This window comes from Synechococcus sp. EJ6-Ellesmere (assembly GCF_024345875.1).
Taxonomy (GTDB): domain Bacteria; phylum Cyanobacteriota; class Cyanobacteriia; order PCC-6307; family Cyanobiaceae; genus Regnicoccus_A; species Regnicoccus_A antarcticus.
Genome location: NZ_JAGQBY010000125.1, coordinates 1 through 9,015 on the forward strand (window position 1 = coordinate 1; position 9,015 = coordinate 9,015).

10 protein-coding genes are annotated in these 9,015 nt (G+C 66.5%); 2 read left to right on the forward strand and 8 right to left on the reverse strand.

The features are described 5' to 3' along the window. A partial coding sequence (locus KBY78_RS12995) for a hypothetical protein (RefSeq protein WP_255143930.1) occupies positions 1-362 on the forward strand: 362 nt, incomplete at its 5' end. 82 nt (positions 363-444) lie between these two features. On the opposite strand, the gene KBY78_RS13000 is transcribed toward KBY78_RS12995, so the two are convergent. From KBY78_RS13000 to KBY78_RS13040, 8 genes are all read right to left on the reverse strand, one after another. Further along, positions 445-1,074 (reverse strand): flavin reductase family protein, encoded by a 630-nt coding sequence (locus KBY78_RS13000; RefSeq protein WP_255143931.1) that lies wholly within the window; start codon positions 1,072-1,074, stop codon positions 445-447. A 13-nt stretch (positions 1,075-1,087) separates the two neighbouring features. Continuing rightward, a complete protein-coding gene (locus tag KBY78_RS13005; RefSeq protein WP_255143932.1) occupies positions 1,088-1,270 on the reverse strand; it encodes a hypothetical protein in 183 nt (60 codons plus the stop codon). A 39-nt stretch (positions 1,271-1,309) separates the two neighbouring features. Then, positions 1,310-1,681, reverse strand: coding sequence for an AbrB family transcriptional regulator (locus KBY78_RS13010; protein ID WP_255143933.1), 372 nt, complete (start codon positions 1,679-1,681; stop codon positions 1,310-1,312). Positions 1,682-2,279: 598 nt separating this feature from the next. Further along, on the reverse strand, positions 2,280-2,804 hold the full coding sequence (locus tag KBY78_RS13020) for a thermonuclease family protein (protein ID WP_255143934.1): 525 nt from the start codon (positions 2,802-2,804) through the stop codon (positions 2,280-2,282). 212 nt (positions 2,805-3,016) lie between these two features. After that, a complete protein-coding gene (locus KBY78_RS13025) occupies positions 3,017-3,739 on the reverse strand; it encodes a hypothetical protein (protein WP_255143935.1) in 723 nt (240 codons plus the stop codon). 1 nt (position 3,740) lies between these two features. Beyond that, entirely contained in the window at positions 3,741-5,867 is a 2,127-nt protein-coding gene (locus KBY78_RS13030; RefSeq protein WP_255143936.1) for a CHAT domain-containing protein, read from the reverse strand. After that, on the reverse strand, positions 5,867-6,889 hold the full coding sequence (locus KBY78_RS13035; RefSeq protein WP_255143937.1) for a hypothetical protein: 1,023 nt from the start codon (positions 6,887-6,889) through the stop codon (positions 5,867-5,869). The genes KBY78_RS13030 and KBY78_RS13035 overlap by 1 nt, the downstream gene beginning before the upstream one ends. Continuing rightward, entirely contained in the window at positions 6,886-8,031 is a 1,146-nt protein-coding gene (locus KBY78_RS13040; RefSeq protein WP_255143938.1) for a hypothetical protein, read from the reverse strand. The genes KBY78_RS13035 and KBY78_RS13040 overlap by 4 nt, the downstream gene beginning before the upstream one ends. Before the next feature lie 216 nt (positions 8,032-8,247). On the opposite strand from KBY78_RS13040, the gene KBY78_RS13045 reads away from it, so the two are divergent. Continuing rightward, the coding region (locus tag KBY78_RS13045) for a tetratricopeptide repeat-containing protein (protein WP_255143939.1) at positions 8,248-9,015 on the forward strand (768 nt) is incomplete at its 3' end.

Consider the following 9,015-nt stretch of genomic DNA (forward strand, 5'->3'; position numbering starts at 1 on the left):
TGGAGGCCACCGTGGTGCTGATGCACACCGAGACCGGTGAGGTCACCATCGGGCCGGTCAGGAGCCTTCCCCTATGGCTGGACCACCTCCCGCCTGAACTCGATGCCTTCGTGCGGCTGCAGGAGCAGGGGGTGCCCTTCGAGGAGGCCTACGCCCAGTGCCTGGCCGAGCAGGGGCAGGAGTTCACAGACGCCTGCGAAGCCGCCAAGCGCAGCAAGCCGCTGGTCACCCACGACAATCTGGCCGAGCTCACCGCCATCTCCCAGAAGGGCTTTGCCCGGGAGCCCCGGGAGCTGCTGGCGCTGGCCCAATGGTCCGACCACGTCAGCGGCTTCCTGGTCTCCTGCGAGCCTTTCCGTTGACCAAAGAGCGGCGGCCCCGCAGCCATCTGGTGTTCGCCGACAATCGCGTCGCTCAGTTTTTGACCAGCCTTCCATGCTGCCTTCAACCCAGCAGCCTGGGGCGCAGCAGCTCGAACACCTCCCCCAGGCGCGTGTAGTCGTTCAAGGCCAATTTGCCCACGGGGCGAAGGGCTTCCGCAGAGGCGGCCCCCGAAGGGCCTAGGCAACGCTCCTGAACATGCACCATCACCACTTGGCCCAGTGCCATGGTGAACGTCGTGCCAGGGACGGGGATCAGCTCAAGCAGTTCACATTCCAGGCAAGCGGCGGCATCCCGCACGCGTGGGGCCTCGATGCGGCTGCCTGGCACAGCCGTCAGGCCGGCGGCTTCGAATTCATTGGTGCCAGGCGGGTAGTCGGTGGCTGTGATGTTCATCTGCTCGACGACCCGGTCATTCACCACATGCACCGCCAAGCAGCGGGTCTGTCGGATGTTCCGCAGGGTGTCCTTCTCCCGATCGCGCCGTGCACCGATCGAGACCATCAGCACCACCGGCTGATCACTCACGGCATTAAAGAAGCTGAAAGGTGCCAGGTTGGCTTGCCCCTCGCTGCTGATCGTGCTCACCCAGGCAATCGGCCGAGGCACCACCAGGCTGGTGCAGAGCCTGTAGAGAGCCCCACCATCCAAGGTGTCCGGGTTGATGGAGCGAATCGGCTCGGGTTCGAGCATCGACGGGCCGTGGTCAGGGGCACACCATGCTGCAGCAACCGCCCACAGGCTCGGAGTACTGCATCAGCTCCACATGGCAGCGGATCGCTGAGAGTCGCTTGAGATCTGGTTGTGCCGAGAGCAGCTGGTGCGCAGGATTGGTGCGCAGGAAGCGAACGATGCCGTACTCCGGATGGCTGATGAAGGTGTCGGCCACCGAAGACTCAGGCCTGCTCCCTGGATTCAGGTGCGTCGATCACTCCTCCTCGTCACTGGCACCAACAGGAATCAACCGGATCTGCTTCTTGCCCAGCTTGATCTCGAACTCATCGCCCGGGTTGAGGCCAAGCAAACCGGTGTAGGCCATGCCGACCAGCAAGTTGCCGTTGCCCTGCACCGTTGCCACGTAGCTCAGAGATCTGCCACCAGGCCCTTTGCTCTTGCCTACTCCATTCCCCAGTCTGACACCCTTGGCTTCCAGCAGGGCCTCGTAGAAGGCGGTGAAGTTCAGGCGTTCACTGCCGTCCTTCTTGCTGCTCACATAACCGGCAGCGCGCACCAGATCAGACTTGGAGGAATCTCCCAGCTCCTTGACCTTGGCGAGCAGGTCAGATCCGGTGAGTGCCATGGGTGTAAAGCGTTGATGTGCAAAATCTTACGCCCAGGCTGATGGCTGCCATGGCAAGAAGGTGCGGCTGACCGTCCCTTCATCGGAGGCTTTCGCAGGCTTTTCTGTCACCATTGCGGTCCAAATCTCTACGCCCGATACCATCAACGCCGGTACATCCCCGCGCCTGGTGCCCCAAAGCCCATTCCAGGGCGAACCCCGGCTCCGGAGGCAGGCCCACCGACACCGCCAGGATTTTCCATGGGCCGTGATTCCACTCCGAGGCCAGGTTCGCCCACACCGGCGCCAGGCAAGACCCCTGCGCCGGAGGCAGGGCCGCCAACTCCGCCAACTCCTACCCCTGGTTCTCGATCGAGGCCAGGCCCTGCCGCACCGAACCCTGCCCCGGGAGCCACACCCGCACCGGATGCCGGGCCGCCGATCCCCCCGGGGTTCGGCCGAGCCAGACAGACACTGCCGGCGGCCAGGGAGAAGGCCACACCAGAGATGACCAGGAAAGCGAGTTCATGGATCCTTTTCATGGCAGGGGCGTGTGAGAAGACCTCCTGCTTAGCAGGGGCCACTGCTGAGAGCTCTTCCCCAGTGCATTCCTTCGCTGTCAACCATCACCTGGTCTTGACTGGCACCCCGCCGATCTGCCGCGGCGGAAGTCCAACAGGCGGGTGATGCCGCCCGGCACCAGCCACACTCCGTAGGCGCTGCGGGAGGCCCTCAGCTCGGCATCCAGATACTCTCTGGCGTCGCAGTGAGTCAGCTGCTGCTTGTAGGCAAACGCCATGCCGTCCTCCACCATCGCCAGGCCGAGATTGATCTCTCCGATCACCTCGGCGACCGTACGGCCATAGCGGTCCACCGTCTGGGGCCTGAGGGTCACGCTGGAGCCCAGCCGCAGCCGGCTCTGCAGGTAGCTGCGGGCGTTGGCGCCATCGGGGGCCTGGGCCATCTCGGGGGCATCAATGCAGGCCAGTCGCACCGTGATCCATTGCTCTCCTTGCAGCACCCGAATCGTGTCGCCATCGCCGATCGAGAGCACCGTGGCGCGAACATCGGGACCGGCCAAGCCAGCCGGGGCCATCGACACCACCAGCAACAGAGCAAGAAGCAGACGGTGGCTCAGGAGCATCGCCCCAGTCTGTGGGCTGACGACTTCGCCTTCATCGTTGATCAGGAGCGCGGCTGCAGTCCCTCCAACACTTTTCGCAGCTCACCACTGATCTGTGCCAATCCGGATGGGTGGCAGTGAATTCTTCGCCCACAAGGGCCTGGGTCAGGTTTGTCCCAACGTGAGGCTGGATTCCAGCTCGCATGGCCAACTTGGCTGAACGCAGCACGCAGCTAGGACCCACACCCCCGCTGATACACCATCCGCCTCAATTCATCCAGGGAAGGCGAAATAGGCGAGCGCCGTTCAAACAACAATTCCCAGGCCAGGGCCACGTGCCCTTGATCCAGCTGCTGCTCAATCGCTTGCTGCCACAGAGCCGGATCTGCTCCCAGCCCCTGCAGCAGCGCATCAGCCCGGTTCATCTCCACCGCCGCTGCTCCGGCAAGTTGGATCACCGCGAAGTCAGCGCCGGGCGTCCCCCGTGGCCGCAGCTTCACATCAACGGTCTCGCCGGGTTGCAGCGGATCAAGGGGCCAGGTGATCGGCCCCTCGATCGCCTCGGTGGAGGAAGCCCGCCGTTGCCAGACGACCTTGCCGGCGCGCTCGATCTGCACTTCATTGAGGGGGCCCACCGCCAGAAGGGTGGGTCGGCCCATGGCCACCGTGGCGATCGCTTCGCCGCTGGGGGTCATCGCCAGGCGGGGGCTGATCACGCAGACCTCCACGGCGTTGCCGCTTCTGCTGCCCCCCACCGCGATCGGCGGGTTCAGTCCCATCAGCTCGCGGATTCGCTGCAGTGCTGTCTTCTGAGGCGCTGGTGCTGGCCGCTGCAGCGGCGACATGAACACGGGCCGCCCCTGGTGCTGGGCCTGCCCCCAGGCGGATGGGGCGAGCGCAGCGGAGCCGAGCACGGCCACGGCGGTGAACCAGCGGAGCAGCAGCGGCAGCTTCATCTCAGCCACGGCGCACCAGGGCGGTGCTGCCCAGCGCCGCCAGGGGCAGCAGCAACGGCAAGAGCTGCAGCTCAAAGACGGCCACGTGCAAAGCCAGGGGAACGGCCACCAGGATGATCGATCCCACCAGCACCAGCCGCCGCCCGCGGTTGGCCTGGGCTGCGGCGATCAGCACCCCCAGCCCTGCGGCCAGGGCCGTGCAGGCGGCCAGCGACCAGGGGCGCAGCCAGTGGCCCATGGACAGGCTCTGGGCCAGCACCGCCTGGACGAGCGCACCGGGCACCTCGCCGCTGGAGCCACCCCAGCGGGGCAGGGCGTCACGCACGGCGCCGGGGGCGGCGAACAGATCGGCCTGATCCCGGTCGATGCGGCCGTCGCTGCCCACCAGCAGGGCGGGCGAGCGCAACGCAGGGAGATCCTGCGCCTCCACCCGGTGAATCAGGGGGGTCCAGTCGATCGACCAATCGATCACGCTCTCCGCAGGCAGGAGCGGCGCCACGGCGGACGAGAGTGCACCCGCGAAGTTCTCGGCGCTGATGGCGTGCCGCAGCTGCAGCGGCACCGCCTTGAGAGGTCCGCTGCCGGCCACGGTGCCCACTGCCAGATCCCTGGCCTGCAGCCCTGCCTGCTCCAGTTCCGCCACAGGGCGGGAGCGGAGACCCGCGCCGGCCAGATTGGCTGATGGCCCCAGGTAGCCCGCGAACACCAGGGGGCGCGCCTGCTGGCGGATCACCGCCGCCAGTTCCGCCGTGTGGGGGGCAGGCTCATCCAGCACCACATCGAGCCCCAACTTGGGCACCTGGACCGGAGGGCTGAGCTCCAGCACCCTGGCCAGGGCCGCCCGCGACACACGCCCCGGTGTGGCCTGAACCGCCAGGGCCCCATCGGCGCGGCTCTGCTCCAGCAACAGCACCGGTAAAGGCAACCCACTGGGGCCCGGCTGCTGGATCACGCCCCGCCAGAGACGCTGCATGTACAGCCGGCGATCCAGCAGGAAGCTGCTCACCGGGTTGCTCGGCTCGATCTCCCCCACCGCCGCCAGCAGCAGGGCGAGGCCGGCTGCGATCGCCTGGCTGCGCTGGCTGGTGGCCAGGCGGCGCAAGAGCTGGCGGCGCTTGCGCAGCGGCAGGTGGATGTCGTCGGTCTGACCATTGCCATAGGCACTGAGCAGCAGGTGGCTGCCAGCGGGGCCGTCGTGCTCCAGGTGCCGGCGCACATGCGTGAGAGCCCCGTGCAGGCCAGAACCACGCTCCATGGCGGCCAGCAGTTCACAGAACGCCATCGCAGCGGCCTGAGTGGGCACCAGCTCCCGGAAGCAGAGGGCCCAGGGGATGCCTGCCGCATTGCAGCTGCGGGCCAGATCGATGCCGCTGCAGCTGCTCAATAACACCAGCTGTAGGCCGTGGCTGGCCGCCACCTGCAATTCCTGGCCCAAGGCGCTGGCCGCCAGCCAGCCGCCATCACCCAGCTGCAGGCGTCCACCACCCTCGGCGTCGGGTTCGGAGTGGCCCAGAAAGACCAGGGCATCCCAGCCGGATCGGCTCAGCAGTGCATGCCGCAAGTCGCCCAACGAAGAGCCCGGGCCACGCAACACCTCCAGCTCGATGCGGCCCTGGGCCTTCAGGGCGCTGAGCTGGTTGATCTCGGTCGTCAGGTCGAGGCCGTCTTCCAGGCCCACCAGCAGCAGCACCCGGGGCCGGTGTGCCCGCATGGGTCGCCCCGGGGAAGGGGCCGCCGACTGGCCCTGCCGCCAGATCGGGCGATCCAGGGGCAGGGCTTCCCAGGGCAGGCGCTCGATGACAGCGGTGTCCCCCTGGCAGCGAATCCGCAGTGGCAGCCTTGGCTGCTGCTCCAGGGCCACCTGCAACTGATGCCAGGCAGGCTGTGCCAGCCAGTGGGCCATGGCGGCGGTGAGCCTCAGGCCCCAGTCGCGCACCACATCGCTCGGAATCGCCGGGCTGGCTGGATCGTGATGGGCCAGGAAGCGCCTGACCCAGGCGTTCTGCAGCTCCAGCAGTTGGGGCGGGACCGTCACCGGGAAAGCCTCCTGTCCGGCTGGCGACACCAGAAAAGCCAGGAGCTGATCGCGGCTGCCGTTGCTCTGCAGCTGCAGGTCGATGCCGTTCATCAAGCCGGCAACCGCAACGGCGGCAGCTGCAGCGGCTCTCCACCCGGGGCGTTGAGCGACACCTCGATCAGGTCCTGGGCCCCCTGCAGCTCCAGCTCCAGGCTCGTGCTCAGTTGAGACGTGATCGTTTGCTGATGGCTGCCCTGCACGGCCGTGAGGGTGAGGCCATCGGGGAGCAGATCGCCCGCCATGGCGCCGATCAGCCGCAACCGCAACCGCTCCGGGTTGGTGGTGCCACTGGGGATGAGCTGGAGCTGGAAGCGCTCGATGCAGTCGGCAACCGCTTCGCCGTAGACCAGGGCACCGCCGGCACCAAGCCCCAGCGGGATCGACAGCACCGTCAGTGCGTCTTCTGCGGCGGTGACTCCCGAGCGGAATGCGTAGGCCGTGGCCGGCTGCAGGGTGCCGCCCAGTCCGGAGAGGGTATCCGCCAGGAGAACGCTCAGCCAATCGATCACCGCCACCGCCGGCTTGAGCACCGCCGATGGCGGCATCAGGGCCAGACGGGGCAAGGCAGCGGGGTCGAGCAGTTGCACCAGGGAGAAGAGTCGGTCGATGCCGCCCCGGAAGCGATCCAGATCCAGCGGGATCGTGCCCTCCAGCTCCGGAGCGGATCTGGCCGCGGCGATGAACTCCTCGCCGGTCAGCACGCCAGGAAAGTGGACGACGGCGTTGTCCTCATCGACGCAGGCGGCGACCAGCAGTTGCGGGGCCGTTACCGCTAATTGCCAGAAGCCTGCATCCACCTCCACCTGATCACTGTTGATGCCCGTGACCGCAAGCTGCAGGGCGAACCGGTTGAGTGCCAGCAGCCGCCCAGGATCATCAGCCTCCAACTCGGGCCCCAGTGGCAGGTTCAACTGCCGCTCCGCCATCGCCTGTCGCAGGGCCGCCAGCACCAGCTGCCTCGAGTGCCGCCGCCAGTCACCAGAGGCGGTGGCACCCGCTGATTCGCTCAGCAGTACTGCCCCGTCTGGGAGGGGCATGGCCTCCAGGGGCTCGATCGGGGGAGGCGTGGTCATGGCTGGCGGAGATGGGAGCTGAGCCACCGACGCAGAGGGGGCACATCCCCCTCTCGTTCTGGCTCCAGCAGGTGATTCCGCAAGGCGTCCACCAACCGCTCGGCTCCCTCCACCGAGCCTGCCACCGCCGAGAAGGCAGGCTGGCGTTGCAGTTCGAGTGCTGCTGCTGTGGCGATGGTGGTGGCATGCTGCTGCAGCTTGAGTTTCTTGCTCACCTGCCCCTGGGAGCAGCCGCAGCGCTCGGCCAGGGGCCGCTGGCCCAGTCCGCCTGCGTAGCCGGCCCAGAGACAGCGCAGCAGCTCGCTGTCCTTGGACTGGGGAGAGACCAGCTGGGGCAGGAGCTTGTCCATGGCCCGCTGCAGCGCCGCCGCGATCGACGTTCGCAACTCCACTGGATCGCCATCTGATGCCTCCTCCTCCAGGTCGCCTTCCAGGCTGCGCGGGTCGCTGGGCTCCGGGGTGTCGTCCTGATCGAAGGAAACGGACCGCTGCCAGGCGTCGGTCTTGAGCAGTCGCACCGCATCGGCCATTGCCTTGAGTGCCGCATAGGTGTCGGCTGCTGGCCGGCTGGGATCCACCTGCTGGAAGAAGGCCCCATCGGGCAGCCAACCGCCTTGCCGCCCCTTGCGGCTGCGGTGGTCCTCCTTGGCCTGGCGGTAAAGCGGCAGATAGCTCCGGTGCAGCGCCACCGCCTGATCGGCCATGAGCTCCCCCCTCCCGAAGGCCTCCCAAGCCTGGCGGATGCGGGTGGGGCTGGCATCGGCGAGCAGGGCCCAGTCGCCAATCAGCAGAAGCCCCTGCTCACGTAGGTGGGCTTTGAGGCCGTTGTGGGCCTGGAGTTTCTGGCGGGCCCAGTGGGGGAGCCCACAACCCTTGGCGGTGTCGTAGGTGCGCACCACCTCCAGGCCGAACGGCACAAAGCCGCCTGGGCTCTCGGCTGAATCGGCGTAGGGCAGCGGCCTGCCGTCGTCGTCCAGCACGTAGCTGGCCAGGCTGATCAGGTCCAGGCCGTAGGCCGCGGCGAACTGCCGATGCAGCGCCCGCAGCTTGGCCTCCATGGGGTGGCTGACTCGGCAGCGCAGGCAGAGCAGGGAGCCCTGGTCGGCGGCTTGCGTGCTGCTCTGGAGGAGCTGGCGATCCACGGGGGCGGAGGGGGGCTCCTGCGCCAATCCAAGACTCTCCAAGGCCTCAGAGGCACCTACCAACTGCCGACTCTCAATGTGGAACCCCTGCTTAGGGGCGGCTCCCAGAGTGCGTAGCTCGCTGTACTCCTGAGCCATCAAGACTGCGGCAAAGTGCTGAGACTGCCGCCTACGGTAGTCAGGCCGTTGTCAATCAACAGGAGCAGCCGCTAGCCCATGCCCAATGTCCATCGTCTACAGAAACGACGGGAAATCGGTAGGCGGGTGGCCACTTTTGGCCAGATTCTCATGGCGGCTACGATCGGCTGGGCTCCGTGTGGATACACCCAACCGCAAGCAGCGCCGGTAACGCGAAACGACGTCGGAAATCAGGGATCAAGTTCAGCTGAGAATGAGTTTAGAAGGCTGGTCGATGAGGCCAATGCATTGATATCACGAGGTGACTATGCCTCGGCGATTCCGCTGTGGGGAAGAATTCTTAACATAGTAGAGAAAGCCTTGGGTCCTGACCACCCCGATACTGCCACCAGCCTAATCTACCTGGCGGAGCTTTACAGAAAGCAGGGTGCTTACGCCAAGGCCGAGCCCCTCCTTCTCCGCGCCCTGGCGATCAGAGAGAAAGCCCTGGGTCCTGATCACCCCGATACCGCCACCAGCCTCAACAACCTCGCGGAGCTTTACAGGAACCAAGGTGCCTACGCCAAGGCCGAGCCCCTTTATCTCCGTTCCCAGGCGATCAGAGAGAAAGCCCTGGGTCCTGATCACCCTGATACCGCCACCAGCCTCAACAACCTGGCTGGGCTGTACTACCACCAAGGAGCCTACTCCAAGGTCGAGCCCCTTTATCTCCGTTCCCAGGCGATCATAGAGAAAGCCCTGGGTCCTCATCACCCGCTGACGGCCAGCAGCCTCAACAACCTGGCTGGTCTGTATCACTACCAAGGCGCCTACTCCAAGGCCGAGCCCCTTTATCTACGCGCCCTG

Coding starts and splice junctions, on each gene's coding strand:
- KBY78_RS13000 (WP_255143931.1), bottom strand. CDS start 1,074: ATGCTCGAACCCGAGCCGATTCGCTCCATCAACCCGGACACCTTGGAT.
- KBY78_RS13010 (WP_255143933.1), bottom strand. CDS start 1,681: ATGGCACTCACCGGATCTGACCTGCTCGCCAAGGTCAAGGAGCTGGGA.
- KBY78_RS13020 (WP_255143934.1), bottom strand. CDS start 2,804: ATGCTCCTGAGCCACCGTCTGCTTCTTGCTCTGTTGCTGGTGGTGTCG.
- KBY78_RS13025 (WP_255143935.1), bottom strand. CDS start 3,739: ATGAAGCTGCCGCTGCTGCTCCGCTGGTTCACCGCCGTGGCCGTGCTC.
- KBY78_RS13030 (WP_255143936.1), bottom strand. CDS start 5,867: ATGAACGGCATCGACCTGCAGCTGCAGAGCAACGGCAGCCGCGATCAG.
- KBY78_RS13035 (WP_255143937.1), bottom strand. CDS start 6,889: ATGACCACGCCTCCCCCGATCGAGCCCCTGGAGGCCATGCCCCTCCCA.